Source organism: Streptomyces sp. NPDC096193 (assembly GCF_040302905.1).
Classification (GTDB): domain Bacteria; phylum Actinomycetota; class Actinomycetes; order Streptomycetales; family Streptomycetaceae; genus Streptomyces.
Genome location: NZ_JBEOSJ010000011.1, coordinates 196,725 through 213,337, shown reverse-complemented (window position 1 = coordinate 213,337; position 16,613 = coordinate 196,725). Strand labels below are relative to the sequence as shown.

Sequence of the window (16,613 nt, the reverse complement as noted above, 5' to 3'; positions counted from 1 at the left end):
CATGCCTCGTAGAATCGTGGCCACCATGGCTTACCTGGACCACGCTGCGACCACTCCGATGCTGCCGGAGGCCGTCGAGGCGATGACCGCGCAGCTCACCGTCACCGGCAACGCCTCGGCGCTGCATGCCGCCGGGCGCGGGGCCCGCCGTGCCGTCGAGGAGGCCCGCGAGACCCTCGCCGAGGCGCTCGGCGCGCGCCCGAGCGAGGTGGTCTTCACCGCCGGCGGCACCGAGGCGGACAACCTCGCGGTCAAGGGTCTGTACTGGCAGCGCCGGGACGCGGAGCCCGCCCGTACCCGGGTCATCACCAGCCCCGTGGAACACCACGCCGTGCTCGACGCGGTCCACTGGCTCGGCGAGCACGAGGGCGCGACCGTCGAGTATCTGCCGGTCGACGCGTACGGACGGGTGCACCCCGACGCCCTGCGCGAAGCCGTCGAGCGGAACCCCGACGACGTGGCCCTCGCCACCGTGATGTGGGCGAACAACGAGATCGGCACCGTCATGCCGGTGGCGGAACTGTCCGCCGTGGCGCGGGAATTCGAGATTCCGCTGCACTCCGACGCCGTCCAGGCCTTCGGCCAGCTCGACGTCGGTTTCGCCGACTCCGGGCTCGCCGCGATGACCGTCTCCGGCCACAAGATCGGCGGCCCCTACGGCATCGGGGCCCTGCTCCTCGGCCGGGAGTACACCCCGGTCCCCGTCCTGCACGGGGGTGGCCAGGAGCGGCATGTGCGCTCCGGCACCCTCGACACCCCCGCGATCGCCGCTTTCGCGGTCGCGGGCCGGCTCGCCGCCGAGCGGCGCGATGAGTTCGCCCGCGAGATCGGCGCCCTGCGTGACGAACTGGTCGACGCCGTCCGTACGGCCGTGCCCGACGCGGTCCTCGGCGGGGACCCGGCGGACCGGCTCCCCGCCAACGCGCACTTCAGCTTCCCCGGCTGCGAGGGGGACTCCCTGCTCCTGCTGCTCGACGCCCAGGGCATCGAGTGCTCCACCGGGTCGGCGTGCACGGCCGGTGTCGCCCAGCCCAGCCATGTCCTGCTGGCGACCGGCTCGGACCCCGACCTCGCGCGCGGCACGCTCCGTTTCAGCCTCGGCCACACCTCCACCAGGGCGGATGTGAAGGCGGTGGCCGAGGCGATCGGACCGGTGGTGCAGCGGGCCCGTGCCGCGGGCCTCAGCTAGATCGTCTTGCCGGGGCTGAGCCGCGTCCCTGGGGCTCGGTCGAGTCCCGGGAACCTGTCGCCGCGGACCGGGCTCAGGCCTTCTTCTCCGCCATCTGCCGGGCCGACGGCATCTGGCCGCGTACCAGTTTCAGATAGCGGTTCCAGTCCCAGTGCGGTCCCGGGTCCGTGTGGTCCGTCCCCGGCACCTCCACATGGCCGATGATGTGCCCGCGGTCCACCGGTATCCCGTACCGCACGCAGATCCCCGCGGTGAGCTTCGCCGAGGACACGTACATGGCATCGGTGAAGTCGCGGCGCCGGTCCACGAAGCCCTCGTGCTCGATGCCGATGCTCCGTTCGTTCATCTCGCGGTTCCCCGCGTGGAAAGCGACGTCGAGCTCGCGGATCATCTGGGCGACGCGACCGTCCTTGCCCACCACGTAGTGCGTGGCCGCGCCGTGCCCCGGGTTCTTGAAGACCTTCAGAGCGGTGGGATAGCTGCCCTGCACGACATGGATGACCACCCGGTCGATGTGGTAGTCGTCGGGCCGGTCCGCCTGGCGCCAGTTCGCCCGGGCCGCCGCCGTCCAGACCGCTCCGAGGTGGTCCAGCTCACCCTCCACCCGCTTCTTCTGCACGCCGGGCACCTGCCACCAGACCCGTCGCAGCTCGTCGTGGGCCACCGCACCCGCCCCCACCACCGCGGCCGTGCCGCCGATCAGCGCGGCTCGTCTGCTGATCCGCCGCTGTCCGCCGCGCTTCTCATCGCTTCCCATGCGCTGTTCAACGCATACTCGCGAGCCTCTGGTTCCCCGGGCCCCTTACCCTGGTAGCGCTATGACTCAGACTTCCCCGCGTCCCCTCCGTGTGCTCGCCGCCATGTCCGGCGGCGTGGACTCCGCCGTCGCCGCCGCACGTGCCGCCGAGGCCGGCCACGACGTGACCGGTGTCCATCTGGCGCTCTCCGCGAATCCGCAGTCCTTCCGCACGGGTGCGCGCGGCTGCTGCACCATCGAGGACTCCCGCGACGCCCGCCGCGCGGCCGACGTCATCGGCATCCCGTTCTACGTCTGGGATCTCGCCGAGCGCTTCCGCGAGGACGTCGTCGAGGACTTCGTCGCGGAGTACGAGGCGGGCCGCACCCCCAACCCCTGCCTGCGCTGCAACGAGAAGATCAAGTTCGCCGCGCTGCTCGACAAGGCGATCGCGCTGGGCTTCGACGCCGTCTGCACCGGCCACTACGCCACCGTCGTCGAGCGCGAGGACGGCAGCCGCGAACTGCACCGCGCCAGCGACATGGCCAAGGACCAGTCGTACGTCCTCGGGGTGCTCGACGAGCGCCAGCTCGCGCACGCGATGTTCCCGCTCGGCGACACCCTCACCACCAAGGACGAGATCCGGGCCGAGGCCGAGGAGCGGGGACTGGCGGTCGCGAAGAAGCCGGACAGCCACGACATCTGCTTCATCGCCGACGGTGACACCCAGGGCTTCCTGGCGAACCGCCTCGGTACGGCTGAGGGCGACATCGTCGACGAGGGCGGTACGAAGGTGGGCACCCACGACGGCGCCTTCGGCTTCACCATCGGCCAGCGCAAGGGGCTGCGGATCGGGCACCCGGCCGCGGACGGCAAGCCCCGCTACGTCCTCGACATCTCCCCGGTGAACAACACGGTCACGGTCGGCCCCGTGGAGGCGCTGGACGTCACCGCCCTGACCGCGATCAAGCCCCGCTGGTGCGGGGCGGCGCCGACGGGTCCGGGGACGTACACCGCGCAGCTGCGGGCCCATGGCGGCGAGACCGAGGTGAGCGCGGAACTGGTCGACGGCGAGCTGCGCGTGACCTTCACCGAGCCGGTGCGGGGAGTGGCCCCCGGCCAGGCGGTCGTGCTGTACGACGGCACGCGGGTGGTCGGCTCGGCGACGATCGCCTCCACGCGGCGCGTGACGGCATCGGTCGCCTGACACCTGACACCTGACGTCTGACGGGACCGGACGTCGCTGAGACCTGAGATTTGAGACCGACGCCCGGCTCTACGCGGAGAAGAACTCCAGCAGCAGTGGCGCCAGCACATGCGGTGCCACCTCGTGCGTCTGGCCCGTCAGGGTGCGGTGCCGGCCGCGCGGCAGAGCCTGGGCGACCAGGCGTGCCGCCTCCCGCATGAAGGGAGGACTCATCCCGCCGTCGACGACCATCACCCGGGTCCCGACCCCGCCCAGCATCGCGGTGGGCACACCTCCGCCCGCCATGACCTCGTGGTCGTAGACGAGCGTGGGGGCGACCGCCTCCATGTCCGTCCACATCTGCGTCCCGCGCATCGCGTCCAGGGCCTGGGGCGGCAGCCCCATCTCACCCAGGAAGACCGCGAGCGCCTCTCCGCGCCGGTCCTCGGCGAGGAGCGCCCGCATCCGGTGTTCGTAGGGCGGCGGCGGGGCTCCCGGCGCCCCGTCCGGGTCGTACGGAGGCTCGTAGACGGACACCTGCGTGATCGGCAGCCCCGCGGCCGCCGCCCGCAGCGCCAATGCCGCGCCCGACGACGTCCCGTGCACGGCCGCGGCTCCACCCGCCTCACCGATCACCGCCGCCAGATCCTCGATCTCCCGCTCCACGGCGTACGGAGCGGTGTCACCGCTCGCACCACGGCCGCGCCGGTCGTATGTGAACACGCTGAACCGCGACGCGAGCAGCCCCGCGAGCGGCGCCTCCGCCGCGGACGTGCACAGCGCGCCACTGACCAGAATCACCGGCGGACCGTCGCCCCGCTGCTCGTACGCGATGAGGGTGCCGTCCCCCGACTCCGCCTTGCTGAGCGTCCTGCTCATGTTGTCCATGAGAGAGCTGACCGGTGCCCGCTCAGGAACTCATCGGTCGCGCGCGAAATTTTCCGCCGGCCCGGCGAGACGGCCGGTCAGTCCTGGACGACCTCGGTGTCGTAGAAGCAGAAATGGCCCTTGATCTCGGCGACTTGCGTCTTCGGCTCCGGATACGACCAGACCAGGTCCGGCGCGTCCGGGAGCGACCAGTAGTCGGCGTCGCCCTTGAAGGGACAGTGGCTGTGGGTGCCGGAAGGGGTGAACAGATCGCTGCGCACATCCTCGGGCGGAAGGTAGTAGCGGTCGGGATAGCCGGTCTCGTGCAGGATCAGGGGCCGGCGGCTCTCCGCGAGCAACACCCCGCCATGGCGGGCGATGACATGGACCGTGCCCTGCTCGACCGTGATGCGATGTCCGGTGTGTGCCTTCGTCATGCCAGGTACAGCACCGGCGGCGGCCCGCTTCTTCCCGTCCCGGGCCCCCTCCGGGTGTCCGACGCCGGTAATACGGTGGCGTCATGAACATCTGCGTTTTCCTCTCCGCCGCCGACCTCGACGACCGCTACACGCGCCCGGCCCGCGAGTTCGCGGAACTCCTCGGCAAGGGCGGCCACACGCTCGTGTGGGGCGGCTCCGAGAGCGGACTGATGAAGGTCGTCGCCGATGGGGTGCGGGCGGCGGGCGGACGGCTCGTGGGCGTCTCCGTCGACTTCCTCCACACCCTCGCCCGCGCCGACGCCGACGAGATGGTGGTCGCCAAGGACCTGTCCGAGCGCAAGGCGTTGCTGCTCTCCCGCTCCGACGCCGTCGTGATCATGGTCGGCGGCACGGGCACCCTGGACGAGGCGACCGAGATCCTGGAGCTGAAGAAGCACGGCAGGCACACCAAGCCGGTCGTGCTGCTGAACACCGCCGGGTTCTACGACGGCCTCAAGCAGCAGTTCCGGCGCATGGACGAGGAGGGCTTCCTGCCCGTACCCCTGACCGACCTGGTGTTCTTCGCCGAGGACGGTGTCGCGGCCCTCGCGTACCTGGAGGAGGCCGCCGGGGTGCAGTAGGCGGTCACGGCAGTGCGAGCATGGTCGGTATGCCAACACATCTGATCACCGGGGCGGGCTCCGGCATCGGCGCGGCGGTCGCCCGCCGGCTCCACGAGCGCGGCGACGCACTCGTCCTGCTGGCCCGTGACGCCGGCCGCGCGAAGGAACTCGCCGCCCGGTACGAGGGCGCCCGTACGCTCGTCGCCGACCTCGCCGACCCGGACCGCATCTCCAAGTCGTTCGGCATGCAGCCCATGCCGGACCGGCTCGACACGCTCCTGCACATCGCGGGCGTCGTCGACCTCGGCCCGGTCGCCGAGCTGCGGCCGACGACCTGGCACCAGCAGCTCAACGCCAACCTGGTCTCGCCCGCCGAGCTGACGCGGCTGATGCTCCCGCAACTGCGCGCCTCCCGGGGCCAGGTGCTGTTCGTCAACTCGGGCGCCGGCCTCACCGCGCACGCCGACTGGTCCGCCTACGCGGCCTCCAAGCACGGGCTGAAGGCCCTCGCCGACTCGCTGCGCCACGAGGAGAGCGGCAACGGCGTACGGGTCACCTCGGTCTACCCCGGCCGCACGGCAAGCCCCATGCAGGTCAAGGTGCACTCGCAGGAGGGCAAGGAGTACGACGCCGCGCGCTGGATCGACCCCGAGTCCGTCGCGACGGTCATCCTCACCGCGCTGGACCTGCCGCGCGACGCGGAGATCAACGACGTGACCGTGCGGCCGGGCCGGTGAGCGACGTGCTGTTCGGACCCGCGACCGGAGTGGGCTCCATGCCCGGCACGGACGCGCGCGAGGCCGCGAAGACGGTCGCCGGGTCCGTCGAGGAGTTCCCGTATCTGCCCGAGCTGCCCGCCCGCGGGCCGGGCGCCGACATGATCGGGCGGACCATCGGGCTGCTGGTGGAGATGTACGCGCATGTCGAGCCCAGCGGCTGGCGGATCAGTGACCGTCCGGGCCGCGACACCCGGCGTGCCCGTTCCTGGCTCGGCGAAGACCTCGACGCGCTGGAGGAGTTCACACAGGGTTACGAGGGGCCGCTGAAGATCCAGGCGGTCGGCCCGTGGACGCTCGCCGCGGCCCTGGAGCTGCGGAACGGCGAGGCGGCCCTGTCGGACGCCGGTGCCTGCCGTGACCTCACCGCGTCGCTGGCGGAAGGACTGCGTGCGCATCTGGCGGATGTACGCCGCCGGGTGCCGGGCGCCTCCGTGACGCTCCAGCTGGACGAGCCCTCGCTGATCGCGGTGCTGCGCGGGCAGATCGCGTCGGCCAGCGGCTACCGCACGCACCGGGCGGTGGACCGACAGGTGGTGGAGTCCGCGCTGCGGGACGTGATGGGGGTCAGCGACGGGCCCGTGACCGTCCACTCCTGCGCGCCGGACGTGCCGTTCGCCCTGCTGCGCCGGGCCGGCGTCGCGGGGATATCGTTCGATTTCGGCCTGCTCACCGAGCGTGACGACGAAGAGATCGGTGAGGCGGTCGAGGGCGGCACGAAGCTCTTCGCGGGAGTCGTGCCGTCCACTGACACGGCATTGTCGGACCCTGCGGGTAGCGTCATGGGTGTCAGGACGCTGTGGCGCAGGCTGGGGCTGAATCCGGGGACTCTCGGCGAGTCCGTCGTGATCACTCCCACCTGTGGACTGGCGGGTGCCTCACCGGCGTACGCGCGGGCGGCGCTCGCCCACTGCGTCCGGGCCGCGAGATCGCTCGCAGACAACCCTGAGTAAGGGTGCCGGGGAATCGGGAGGACGAAACGGTGGCTGGCGAACAGCAGACGGGACTGCCCGCAGAGGCACGGGAGCAGCATGCCCTCATCGCCGAGCAGGTCGAGGAGCACCGCTTCCGTTACTACGTGAAGGACCAGCCGGTCATCAGCGACGGCGAGTTCGACACGCTGATGCGCTCGCTCGAGGAACTCGAGGAGCAGTACCCCGAGCTGCGCACACCCGACTCCCCGACGCAGAAGGTCTCCGGGCAGTACGAAACCGACCTGGCGAAGGTCGAACACCGCGAGCGCATGCTCTCCCTGGACAACGCCTTCGACGAGGGCGAACTGTCCGCCTGGGCCGAGCGCGTCGCCCGTGACGTCGGCACCCCGGACTTCCACTTCCTGTGCGAGCTCAAGGTCGACGGCCTCGCGGTGAACCTCACGTACGAGAAGGGCAGGCTGACCCGGGCGGCCACCCGTGGCGACGGGCGGGTCGGCGAGGACATCACGCCCAACGTCCGCACGATCGCGGACATCCCCAACCGGCTGCGGGGCGACCGCATCCCGGACCTGGTGGAGATCCGCGGCGAGGTCTTCTTCCCGATGGCCAAGTTCCAGGAGCTCAACGCCCGGCGCGTGGAGGCCGGTGAGCAGCCGTACGCCAACCCGCGCAACTCCGCGTCGGGCTCGCTGCGACAGAAGGACCCCAAGGTCACCGCGACCCTGCCGCTGCACATGGTGGTGCACGGCATCGGAGCCCGGCAGGGCTTCGACATCGATCGCCTCTCCCAGGCGTACGACCTGCTGCGCGAGTGGGGCCTGCCCACCGCACAGCACAACAAGGTCGTGGACTCCCTGGAGGGCGTGCGGGAGTTCATCGCCCACTTCGGCGAGAACCGCCATTCGATGGAGCACGAGATCGACGGGGTGGTCGTCAAGCTCGACGAGATCCCGCTCCAGGGCCGCCTGGGCTCCACCGCGCGGGCGCCGCGGTGGGCCATCGCGTGGAAGTACGCCCCGGAGGAGGTCAACACCAAGCTGGTCAACATCCGGGTCGGCGTGGGCCGTACCGGACGCGTCACGCCGTACGCCCAGGTGGAGCCGGTCACCGTGGCGGGCTCCGAGGTCGAGTTCGCCACCCTGCACAACCAGGACGTCGTCAAGTCCAAGGGTGTGCTCATCGGGGACACCGTGGTGCTGCGCAAGGCCGGTGACGTCATCCCCGAGATCCTCGGTCCGGTGGTGGACCTCAGGGACGGCAGCGAGCGGGAGTTCGTGATGCCGGCCGAGTGCCCCGAGTGCGGGACGGCGCTGCGGCCCATGAAGGAGGGCGACGTCGACCTGCGCTGCCCCAACGCCCGTTCCTGTCCGGCCCAGTTGCGTGAGCGACTCTTCTATCTCGCGGGCCGGAAGTCCCTGGACATCGAGCACTTCGGCTATGTGGCGGCCGCCGCGCTGACCAGACCGCTGGAGCCGGCGGAGCCGCCGCTGCGGGACGAGGGCGACCTCTTCGACCTGACCATCGAGCAGTTGCTGCCCATCAAGGCGTATGTCCTCGACCAGGACAGCGGACTGCCCAAGCGCGACCCGAAGACCGGCGAGGAGAAGATCGCGACGGTTTTCGCCAACCAGCAGGGCGAGGCGAAGAAGAACGCCGTGGCGATGCTGGAGAACATCGCCGCCGCCAAGGAACGCCCGCTCGCCCGGGTCCTCACCGGCCTGTCCATCCGGCATGTGGGGCCGGTCGCCGCGGAGGCGCTGGCCCGTGAATTCCGCTCCATCGACCGGATCCGCCAGGCGACCGAGGAGGAACTGGCCGCCACCGACGGCGTCGGCGGAATCATCGCCGCCTCCCTCAAGCAGTGGTTCGCGGAGCCGTGGCACGAGGAGATCCTGCGCAAGTGGGCCGCGGCCGGCGTCCGGACGGAGGAAGAGGGAGCGGGGGAGGAGCAGGGGCCCCGTCCGCTCGAAGGACTCACCGTCGTTGTCACAGGAACACTCGAGAACTACACGCGGGATGGCGCAAAAGAGGCCCTCCAGGGCCTCGGTGCGAAAGTGGCCGGTTCTGTTTCGAAGAAAACGGCGTTCGTCGTGGTCGGGGACAACCCCGGCTCCAAGTACGACAAGGCGATGCAGTTGAAGGTGCCCGTTCTGGACGAACAGGGGCTGGTGATTCTGCTCGAACAGGGGCCGGATGCGGCGCGTGAGGCCGCTGTGCCTCCAGAGGCGTGACGGAGGGGGCGTGCGCGGGTCTTGGAGGGGGCTCGTTCGAGGAGCCGAAGGGGGCGCGCAGGGCGGGAATGAGACGCCCGGCGCGGGGTCCCAACGACCGGTACAGGTCACCCGTTCAGCGCATAGCAGACGGATAAGGGTGGCTGGGTCGCATTCGGGCAAGACCTGTAGAGCGCTGCCCGTCGAAGCCAACTGCGGCCTACTGTTGAGACGTGCGCCTGTCGTGCACGGCTGCGTGGTGGGATGTCAGTCGTGGTGGCATGACAACGGGAGCCATCGCGAGGCATCGGCACCGCCGGCTGTGAGAGGGACGGGAATGAAACCGACCGAGAGCGCCGCCCCGGTCTCACGGCCGCGGGGATTCGCGGCCCTGGCCGGCATGACGCCGGGACTGCCCGTCGCCGTCGTCACCGGCGCCGCCTTGGTGCTCGTCACCGGCATCCTCGACACGCTCCGCGAAGGCCGCGCACTCTTCCCGGGCTCCACGGTCGGCTGGTCGCTCGCCGTCCTCACCGGAATCATCGTCGGCCACCTCGTCGCGCTCGGCCGCGATCGCTGGTGGGGCGGCACCGGCTCCGGCTCCGCTCTGACCCTCGCCGTCCTGCTGCTGTTCGGCTGGGTACCGGCCGGGCTGGTGAGCCTGGCCGTCGTCGCCCTCGTCGGCGCGGCCCGCACCCACCGCCGGCGACAAGGTCTGCTGCACGGCTCCGTCGACATCCTCGGCATCGGCGCCGCGGCCCTCGTGCTCGCCCTCTTCGGGGTGACACCGAGCGTCGAGAAACCCTGGGAACCACTCGACTGGGGTATCGCGGCCCTGCCCGAAGTGATGCTGGCGGCCACCGTCCATCTCACCGTCACCCGCGTCCTGCTGTGGTACGTCCTCTCCCCCCAGGGCACCGGGCTGCCCACCATCGCCCGTACGGCCCTGATGCGGCAGGGCCTTGTCGCAGTCGCCCTGCTCGGGATCGCCCCGCTGATCTGCGTCGTCGCCGTCGCCATGCCGCTGATGCTGCCGCTGTTCGCGGTGCCGCTGATCGCCCTGGACTCCACCCTGTGGATCGCCCGGGCCCGGGCGGAGGAGCAGTTGCGCGACCCGCTCACCGGGCTGCCCAACCGGCAGTGGCTGCTGGAGCGGACCTGGGCGGCCCTGGAGGACGCGGAGGGCAGTGGCGCCCGGTCCGCGCTCGTCCTCATCGACCTCGACCGGTTCCGTTCCGTCAACGACACCCTCGGCCATCTCGCCGGCGACCGGCTGCTGCTGCAGATAGCCGAGCGGCTGCGGCTCGCCCTGCCGCGCGGCGCCGAGGCGGCCAGGCTCGGCGGCGACGAGTTCGCCGTGCTGCTGCCGGCCGCCGACTCCACCACCAGCGCCCAGCGCGTCGCCCGCCTCCTGGTCGCCGAACTGTCCTCACCGCTCGACCTGGACGGGCTCACCCTCGTCCTGGAGGCGAGCGCCGGGGTCGCCGTCTTCCCCGACCACGCGCTGGACGCCGAAGGGTTGCTGCGCCGCGCGGACGTCGCCATGTACCAGGCCAAGCGGGACCGTACGGGCGTCGAGGTCTACGAATCCAAGCGCGACAGCAACACCCCCGACCGGCTCGGCCTGCTCGGCGATCTGCGCCGCGCTCTGGACGCCGGCGACGTGGAGCTGCACTACCAGCCGAAGGTCCGCTTCGACGGCCATGTGGCGGGCCTGGAGGCCCTGGTGCGCTGGGTGCACCCGGACCGCGGGCGGGTCCCTCCGGACGAGTTCATCGCGATCGCCGAGTCCTCCGGGCTGATGCCCCACCTCACGGAGTACGTGCTCGACACCGCCCTCGCGCAGGTCGCCAAGTGGCGCTCGCAGGGGCTGTTCGTCCCGGTCGCCGTCAATGTCTCGCCGCGCGACGTCCACACCCCCGGCTTCGCCGGCTCCGTCGCCGCCCGCCTCGCCCGGCACGGCGTCCCGCCGGGCGCCCTCCAGCTGGAGATCACCGAGCATGTGCTGCTGGAGGACCCGCAGCGCGCCGCCGACACCCTCGCCGGGCTCACCGACCACGGCGTGAAGATGTCCCTGGACGACTTCGGCACCGGCTACTCCTCGCTCGTCCATCTGCGCAGGCTCCCCGTCAGCGAGCTGAAGATCGACCGCTCCTTCGTGGCGAGGCTCGCCGTGGACAACGAGGACGCGGAGATCGTCCGCTGCACCGTCGACCTCGCCCACTCGCTGGGCCTGCTGGTCGTCGCCGAGGGCGTCGAGGACGACGAGACCTGGGAGCGGCTGCGCGATCTGGGCTGCGACGCCGTCCAGGGATGGCTGGTCGCCGCCGCCATGCCGCCCCAGGAGACAACGGCCTGGCTGCGGGCAAGGGGCGAACGCGGCTGGCACCGCCACGAGGAGGTCGAGTCCTCGGACGCCGACGAACCATCCGGCCAAGTCGTGCCCTGAAGGGCCGTACGCCGGCCTCGACGGGCGCTCAGCCGCCCCGGCCCGGGACCTGTCCCGAGGGCCACGGGGAGAGCCGCCGTGCCGCTGTGGCCGGTCCTCGCCGGTACCGCGCAGCGGCCGGGAGGCCCGTCCGGAAGCCGCACACCCAGGGGCGGCCACCTCACCACCCGAGCCCTCCGGCCCCACCACGCGCGCGCCCCAGCCTCACCACCCGAGCCCTCCAGCCTCACCACGCGCGCGCCCCAGCCTCACCACCCGAGCTCTCCAGCCTCACCACGCGCGCGCCCCAGCCTCACCACCCGAGCCCTCCAGCCCCACCACGCGCGCGCCCCAGCCTCACCACCCGCGCCCGCAGCCGCGTCCCCGGCAGGTGTCAGGATGGGCCGCCCGGAGCCCGTGGAGCGGCCCGGCCGCGAAACCGTTTCGTGGGCAGCGCCCCGGGCCCCATAGGATTGGGCCAAACCACACGCACTCACCCCTGAGGATCGCTGCATGCCTGGCATTACGCGCGAGGAGGTCGCCCACCTCGCCCGGCTGGCGCGTCTGGAGCTGAAGGGCGAAGAGCTCGACCACTTCGCCGGACAGCTCGACGACATCATCGGCGCGGTCGCCCGCGTCTCCGAGGTCGCCGACCAAGACGTACCCCCGACCTCCCACCCGCTGCCGCTGACCAATGTCATGCGCGCGGACGAGGTCCGTCCGTCGCTCACCCCCGAGCAGGCGCTCTCCGGCGCCCCGGCCCAGGAGCAGCAGCGTTTCAAGGTGCCGCAGATCCTGGGGGAGGACTGATCATCATGACGGACATCATCAAGCTCACCGCGGCCGAGATCGCCGGGAAGATCGCCGCCGGCGAACTGACCGCCGTGGAGGTCACCGAGGCCCACCTGGCCCGTATCGAAGCCGTCGACGAGAAGGTGCACGCCTTCCTGCACGTCGACCGCGAGGGCGCGCTCGCGCAGGCCCGTGCCGTCGACGCCAAGCGCGCCGCGGGCGAGAAGCTCGGCCCACTGGCCGGTGTGCCGCTCGCGCTGAAGGACATCTTCACCACCGAGGGCATCCCGACCACCGTCGGTTCCAAGATCCTCGAAGGCTGGATCCCGCCGTACGACGCCACCCTGACGCGCAAGCTGAAGGAAGCCGACGTCGTCATCCTCGGCAAGACCAACATGGACGAGTTCGCCATGGGGTCCTCCACCGAGAACAGCGCGTACGGCCCCACGGGCAACCCGTGGGACCTGACCCGCATCCCGGGCGGTTCCGGCGGCGGCTCCAGCGCCGCCCTGGCCTCGCACCAGGCCCCGCTCGCCATCGGCACGGACACCGGCGGCTCCATCCGCCAGCCCGCGGCCGTCACCGGCACGGTCGGCGTCAAGCCCACCTACGGCGGCGTCTCCCGCTACGGCATGGTGGCCTTCTCCTCCTCGCTCGACCAGGGCGGCCCCTGTGCCCGCACGGTCCTGGACGCGGCCCTGCTGCACGAGGTCATCGCCGGCCACGACCCGATGGACTCGACGTCCATCGACGCCCCGGTCCCGGCGGTCGTCGAGGCCGCGCGCAACGGCTCGGTCACCGGCATGCGCGTCGGTGTCGTCAACCAGTTCCGCGGCGAGCACTACCAGGCCGGCGTCATGCAGCGCTTCGACGAGGCCGTCGCGGTGCTCAAGGAGCTGGGCGCCGAGATCGTCGAGCTGGACTGCCCGTCCTTCGACCTCGGCCTCTCCGCCTACTACCTGATCGCGCCGTCCGAGTGCTCCTCGAACCTCGCCCGCTTCGACGCCATGCGCTACGGCCTGCGGGTCGGCGACGACGGCACGAAGTCCGCCGAGGAGGTCACCGCGCTCACCCGTGAGGCCGGCTTCGGCGACGAGGTCAAGCGCCGCATCATGCTCGGCACGTACGCGCTCAGCTCCGGCTACTACGACGCGTACTACGGCAGCGCCCAGAAGGTCCGCACGCTCATCAAGCAGGACTTCGACAGGTCCTTCGAGCAGGTCGACGTCATCGTCTCGCCGACGACCCCGACCACCGCCTTCCCGATCGGTGAGCGCGCCGACGACCCGATGGCGATGTACCTTGCCGACCTGTGCACCATCCCGACCAACCTGGCCGGCAACGCGGCGATGTCGCTGCCCGTCGGCCTGGCCCCGGAGGACAATCTCCCGGTCGGACTGCAGATCATCGCCCCCGCCATGAAGGACGACCGGCTGTACAAGGTCGGCGCCGCCGTTGAGGCCGCCTTCGTGGAAAAGTGGGGACACCCGCTGCTTGAGGAGGCTCCGTCGCTATGAGTGCCATGGCCAAGAAAGCCAAGAACTTCAAGAAGTCCAAGTCCGGTCTCTACGTGTCGCTCGGCACCACCGCCTTCGGTGCGCTCAGCGTCGCCAAGCAGGCCAGGCTCGCCCGCCAGGACAACGACACGCTCCGGCTCATCGATGCCGCCATCTCCGCCGCGGCCATCGTGACCGGCCTGGCGATCCTGTATCGCGAGCTGAAGCGGCTCGGCGACGACGACGTCCTGCTGGGCTGAGAGGGAATGTTTCACCGTGACCGTCACTGAACTGGTGTCGTACGAATCGGCCCTCGCCGAGTACGACCCCGTCATGGGCCTCGAGGTCCATGTCGAACTCGGCACCAAGACCAAGATGTTCTGCGGCTGTTCGACCGAGCTGGGCGCCGCGCCCAACTCGCAGACCTGCCCCACGTGCCTCGGTATGCCCGGCTCCCTCCCGGTCGTCAACGCGATCGGCGTCGAGTCGGCCATCAAGATCGGCCTCGCGCTCAACTGCGAGATCGCCGAATGGTGCCGTTTCGCACGGAAGAACTACTTCTATCCGGACATGCCGAAGAACTTCCAGACCTCGCAGTACGACGAGCCGATCGCCTTCAACGGCTATCTGGACGTCCAGCTCGAGGACGGGGAGATCTTCCGCGTCGAGATCGAGCGCGCCCACATGGAGGAGGACACCGGCAAGTCGACGCACGTCGGCGGTGCCACCGGCCGTATCCACGGCGCGTCCCACTCCCTGCTGGACTACAACCGCGCCGGCATCCCGCTGATCGAGATCGTCACCAAGCCGATCGAGGGCGCCGGCGAGCGCGCACCCGAGGTCGCCAAGGCGTACGTCGCCGAGCTGCGCGAACTCATCAAGGCCCTCGGTGTCTCCGAGGCCCGGATGGAGATGGGCCAGATGCGCTGCGACGTGAACCTGTCGCTGCGGCCCCACGGCCGGGAGAAGTTCGGCACGCGCTCGGAGACGAAGAACGTCAACTCGCTGCGTTCCGTCGAGCGTGCGGCCCGCTTCGAGATCCAGCGGCACGCAGCGGTGCTGGACTCCGGCGGCACCATCGTCCAGGAGACCCGCCACTTCCACGAGGAGGACGGCTCCACGACGTCCGGCCGTGTGAAGGAGGAGGCCGAGGACTACCGGTACTTCCCGGAGCCCGACCTCGTCCCGATCGCTCCGCCGCGCGAGTGGGTCGAGGAACTGCGCGGTTCCCTGCCCGAGCTGCCGCGGCTGCGCCGCAACCGGCTGCGCGAGGAGTGGGGTGTCTCCGAGCACGACATGCAGTCGATCCTCAACGCCGGTGCGCTCGACCTGATCGTCGCCACCGCCGCCGCGGGCGCCCCCGCCGACCAGGCCCGTAAGTGGTGGATGGGCGAACTGGCCCGTAACGCCAACGAGTCCGGCCGCGCGCTGGACCAGCTGCCGATCACCCCGGAGCAGGTCGCGCGCGTCACCGCGCTCGTCGCTTCCGGCGATCTGAACGACAAGCTGGCCCGCCAGGTCATCGAGGGCGTCCTCGCGGGCGAGGGCGACCCGGACACCGTGGTCGACAAGCGCGGCCTGAAGGTCGTCTCCGACGAGGGCGCGCTGAGCACGGCAGTCGACGAGGCGATCGCCGGCAACGCGGGCGTCGCGGACAAGATCCGCGGTGGCAAGGTGGCCGCGGTGGGCGCGCTGGTGGGTGCGGTCATGAAGGCCACCCGCGGCCAGGCGGACGCGGCTCGCGTCAAGGAGCTCATCCTGGAGAAGCTCGGCGTCACCGAGGGCTGATCCACGGCCTCTTGAGGAATCCCGAGCGGCCCGCACCGAAGGGTGCGGGCCGCTCGGCGTCTACGTCACCGGCAGCCCCGCGTGATCGGCGGTTGCTACAGGTCAGTTGCGTATGCCCAGGCCCGGCAGCAGCAGCTCGCCGCGGTCCTTGCAGCTGGCGTCCCGGGCCCTCAGTTCGTTCGGCCGCTGAGTGCCCCGGGCCCGCAGCTCAGCCAGCGCCAGCCGCGCCGCCTCCGCCGCCTCGGGCCGCTCCGGCTGCGAGAACTCCGCCTGCCACCAGCCGCGGTCGCGGGAGTGCCAGCCGCGGGAGAACATCAGCCGGGCCCGCTCCGGGCTGTCCTCGCCGTCCCGGTCGTCGACCGAGACATGGAGCCCGTCCGGCAGCGAGTAGGAGATCTGGAGCTGGCGGCCGCGGTCGGCGCCGCTGGTCAGGGTGAACCCGGCCCAGTCGCCTCCGACCTGTACGGAGAGCTGCTCGATCCAGGCGGCCAGCAGCAGTCCCAGCGCGCTCTCGAAGTGTTCGAGGCTGGACGCCATCCGCCCGCCGGGCCGCTCCACCGGACGCTCGCCGGGGCCGCTGCGGTCCAGCTGCCAGACGTACGGCAGCAGGTCGAAGTCGTGCTGCTCGTCCGCCGACCAGGCGCCGCCCCACTCGAAGGTGCGGCGCTCCTCGCTCTCCAGGTATTCCGTGGGGTGGACCGACAGCTCGGCGTGGTGCCGGGTCGCCGAGAGAAGGACCGTCCTCGCGGCGTCCCGCCAGCGGACATTGGGCCCGTCGGCGGAGCCGCCGTAGAGCGTGGGCTCCCCTATCCGGGCCACGATCGTGTCGTACACCTCCCGGAACGTCTCCCGCCGCTCCTGCAGCGAGGCGCTCGGATGGTAGGCGAGCACGGGCACGGGAACGCGGCCGATGTACCCCGCGGGCGCGTCGTGCAGCGCCAGCGCGAAGTCCGCGGCTTCGCAGGGGCTAAGGATCGGCTGATTGGTCCCCGTGGTCTCCATGCCGTCCATCGTGCCAGTCGCAGCCGACAACACCGGCGGTGCGCAGGGGGATTTACGGTTTCCGGACGGCGCGGATTCGCCCCCGGGACACGGGCCGGACGCAGGCGTACAGGTCACGGCCGTGTCCTTCCGGCGGGGAAGCGCCGTACAGTCCGGCGCGGCCGGA

At 71.1% G+C, this 16,613-nt stretch carries 15 protein-coding genes; 11 read left to right on the top strand and 4 right to left on the bottom strand.

The window, feature by feature from the left end; translation table 11 throughout:
- Positions 1–25: 25 nt before the first annotated feature.
- On the top strand, positions 26–1,189 hold the full coding sequence (locus tag ABTX78_RS18635) for a cysteine desulfurase family protein (protein ID WP_352207846.1): 1,164 nt from the start codon (positions 26–28) through the stop codon (positions 1,187–1,189).
- Positions 1,190–1,262: 73 nt separating this feature from the next.
- Here ABTX78_RS18635 and ABTX78_RS18630 read toward each other — a convergent pair whose 3' ends face one another.
- Positions 1,263–1,946 (bottom strand): N-acetylmuramoyl-L-alanine amidase, encoded by a 684-nt coding sequence (locus ABTX78_RS18630; protein WP_352207845.1) that lies wholly within the window; start codon positions 1,944–1,946, stop codon positions 1,263–1,265.
- Between the two features lie 61 nt (positions 1,947–2,007).
- On the opposite strand from ABTX78_RS18630, the gene mnmA reads away from it, so the two are divergent.
- Positions 2,008–3,132, top strand: coding sequence for a tRNA 2-thiouridine(34) synthase MnmA (mnmA, locus tag ABTX78_RS18625; RefSeq protein ID WP_352207844.1), 1,125 nt, complete (start codon positions 2,008–2,010; stop codon positions 3,130–3,132).
- Positions 3,133–3,201: 69 nt separating this feature from the next.
- On the opposite strand, the gene ABTX78_RS18620 is transcribed toward mnmA, so the two are convergent.
- Positions 3,202–3,999: an alpha/beta fold hydrolase gene (locus ABTX78_RS18620; protein ID WP_352207843.1), complete on the bottom strand. Its 798-nt coding sequence runs from the start codon at positions 3,997–3,999 to the stop codon at positions 3,202–3,204.
- Positions 4,000–4,076: 77 nt separating this feature from the next.
- Positions 4,077–4,415 (bottom strand): DUF427 domain-containing protein, encoded by a 339-nt coding sequence (locus ABTX78_RS18615; protein WP_352207842.1) that lies wholly within the window; start codon positions 4,413–4,415, stop codon positions 4,077–4,079.
- Between the two features lie 83 nt (positions 4,416–4,498).
- Between ABTX78_RS18615 and ABTX78_RS18610 the strand changes: the two genes are divergently transcribed.
- The 9 genes from ABTX78_RS18610 (at position 4,499) to gatB (ending at position 15,445) form a co-directional block, all read left to right on the top strand.
- Positions 4,499–5,038, top strand: a complete 540-nt coding sequence (locus ABTX78_RS18610) for an LOG family protein (protein WP_352207841.1) — start codon at positions 4,499–4,501, stop codon at positions 5,036–5,038.
- 29 nt (positions 5,039–5,067) lie between these two features.
- On the top strand, positions 5,068–5,757 hold the full coding sequence (locus ABTX78_RS18605; RefSeq protein WP_352207840.1) for an SDR family oxidoreductase: 690 nt from the start codon (positions 5,068–5,070) through the stop codon (positions 5,755–5,757).
- 38 nt (positions 5,758–5,795) lie between these two features.
- On the top strand, positions 5,796–6,749 hold the full coding sequence (locus ABTX78_RS18600) for a methionine synthase (RefSeq protein WP_502993896.1): 954 nt from the start codon (positions 5,796–5,798) through the stop codon (positions 6,747–6,749).
- A gap of 29 nt (positions 6,750–6,778) precedes the next feature.
- Positions 6,779–8,962, top strand: coding sequence for an NAD-dependent DNA ligase LigA (gene ligA, locus ABTX78_RS18595; RefSeq protein WP_352207838.1), 2,184 nt, complete (start codon positions 6,779–6,781; stop codon positions 8,960–8,962).
- A gap of 316 nt (positions 8,963–9,278) precedes the next feature.
- Entirely contained in the window at positions 9,279–11,390 is a 2,112-nt protein-coding gene (locus ABTX78_RS18590; protein ID WP_365938339.1) for a putative bifunctional diguanylate cyclase/phosphodiesterase, read from the top strand.
- A 492-nt stretch (positions 11,391–11,882) separates the two neighbouring features.
- Complete coding sequence (gene gatC, locus ABTX78_RS18585) at positions 11,883–12,179, top strand: Asp-tRNA(Asn)/Glu-tRNA(Gln) amidotransferase subunit GatC (protein ID WP_015036350.1); 297 nt, start codon at positions 11,883–11,885, stop codon at positions 12,177–12,179.
- A gap of 5 nt (positions 12,180–12,184) precedes the next feature.
- Positions 12,185–13,678 (top strand): Asp-tRNA(Asn)/Glu-tRNA(Gln) amidotransferase subunit GatA, encoded by a 1,494-nt coding sequence (gatA, locus tag ABTX78_RS18580; protein WP_352207837.1) that lies wholly within the window; start codon positions 12,185–12,187, stop codon positions 13,676–13,678.
- Positions 13,675–13,917, top strand: a complete 243-nt coding sequence (locus ABTX78_RS18575; RefSeq protein WP_313943933.1) for a hypothetical protein — start codon at positions 13,675–13,677, stop codon at positions 13,915–13,917. Before gatA ends, ABTX78_RS18575 begins: the two co-directional genes overlap by 4 nt.
- A gap of 16 nt (positions 13,918–13,933) precedes the next feature.
- The gene (gene gatB, locus ABTX78_RS18570; protein ID WP_352207836.1) at positions 13,934–15,445 is read left to right on the top strand and encodes an Asp-tRNA(Asn)/Glu-tRNA(Gln) amidotransferase subunit GatB; all 1,512 of its coding nucleotides are present in this window, start codon (positions 13,934–13,936) and stop codon (positions 15,443–15,445) included.
- 102 nt (positions 15,446–15,547) lie between these two features.
- On the opposite strand, the gene ABTX78_RS18565 is transcribed toward gatB, so the two are convergent.
- Positions 15,548–16,447: a hypothetical protein gene (locus ABTX78_RS18565; protein WP_352207835.1), complete on the bottom strand. Its 900-nt coding sequence runs from the start codon at positions 16,445–16,447 to the stop codon at positions 15,548–15,550.
- Positions 16,448–16,613: the final 166 nt, after the last annotated feature.

Bases quoted from the DNA above. Each gene is read 5' to 3' on its own strand.
- ABTX78_RS18600 (WP_502993896.1), top strand. From the start codon at position 5,796: ATGCCCGGCACGGACGCGCGCGAGGCCGCGAAGACGGTCGCCGGGTCC.
- ABTX78_RS18620 (WP_352207843.1), bottom strand. From the start codon at position 3,999: ATGGACAACATGAGCAGGACGCTCAGCAAGGCGGAGTCGGGGGACGGC.
- ABTX78_RS18565 (WP_352207835.1), bottom strand. From the start codon at position 16,447: ATGGAGACCACGGGGACCAATCAGCCGATCCTTAGCCCCTGCGAAGCC.
- ABTX78_RS18615 (WP_352207842.1), bottom strand. From the start codon at position 4,415: ATGACGAAGGCACACACCGGACATCGCATCACGGTCGAGCAGGGCACG.
- ABTX78_RS18605 (WP_352207840.1), top strand. From the start codon at position 5,068: ATGCCAACACATCTGATCACCGGGGCGGGCTCCGGCATCGGCGCGGCG.
- ABTX78_RS18575 (WP_313943933.1), top strand. From the start codon at position 13,675: ATGAGTGCCATGGCCAAGAAAGCCAAGAACTTCAAGAAGTCCAAGTCC.
- ABTX78_RS18630 (WP_352207845.1), bottom strand. From the start codon at position 1,946: ATGGGAAGCGATGAGAAGCGCGGCGGACAGCGGCGGATCAGCAGACGA.
- ABTX78_RS18590 (WP_365938339.1), top strand. From the start codon at position 9,279: ATGAAACCGACCGAGAGCGCCGCCCCGGTCTCACGGCCGCGGGGATTC.
- gatC (WP_015036350.1), top strand. From the start codon at position 11,883: ATGCCTGGCATTACGCGCGAGGAGGTCGCCCACCTCGCCCGGCTGGCG.
- gatA (WP_352207837.1), top strand. From the start codon at position 12,185: ATGACGGACATCATCAAGCTCACCGCGGCCGAGATCGCCGGGAAGATC.
- ABTX78_RS18610 (WP_352207841.1), top strand. From the start codon at position 4,499: ATGAACATCTGCGTTTTCCTCTCCGCCGCCGACCTCGACGACCGCTAC.
- mnmA (WP_352207844.1), top strand. From the start codon at position 2,008: ATGACTCAGACTTCCCCGCGTCCCCTCCGTGTGCTCGCCGCCATGTCC.
- ABTX78_RS18635 (WP_352207846.1), top strand. From the start codon at position 26: ATGGCTTACCTGGACCACGCTGCGACCACTCCGATGCTGCCGGAGGCC.